The 352-nt window shown below is 42.9% G+C and carries 1 protein-coding gene; it reads left to right on the top strand.

Going from position 1 to position 352, the window contains the following annotated elements; genetic code table 11:
* On the top strand, positions 1-352 hold a 352-nt coding region (locus tag AB4653_RS26710; protein WP_372105740.1), incomplete at both ends, for an RNase adapter RapZ.

The raw sequence follows: 352 nt of genomic DNA, 5'->3' as shown, positions 1-352 counted from the left end.
CTACAGCGAAACACGCAGAATTCATCCTTTATCGATCGGCCAAGAAAAACTCTCTCTTGAACAAGCTATTGATTTAGAAAAAACACTTCTGGCTCCTCTTGTAGAGCAAGCCAGCATTGTGATTGATAGCAGTGACTGTAACCTCTACGAATTGAGTGAACAGGTTCGTTTCAAAGTTGAGGGCAAAGAAAAACAAGAACTCATTATCGTTTTTCAGTCTTTCGGCTTTAAGTTCGGCCTACCAAGTGATGCCGATTATGTGTTTGATGTTCGATTTCTGCCAAACCCTCACTGGGAACCGGCACTACGACCATTGACAGGACTTGATGCACCAATTCACTCTTTCCTAGAG

The organism is Vibrio sp. 10N.222.48.A3, from assembly GCF_041475345.1.
In the GTDB taxonomy this organism is placed as follows: Bacteria; Pseudomonadota; Gammaproteobacteria; order Enterobacterales; family Vibrionaceae; genus Vibrio; species Vibrio tasmaniensis_A.
The sequence above is the reverse complement of the archived record's forward strand: the minus strand, read 5'-3'. Positions and strand labels throughout refer to the sequence as shown.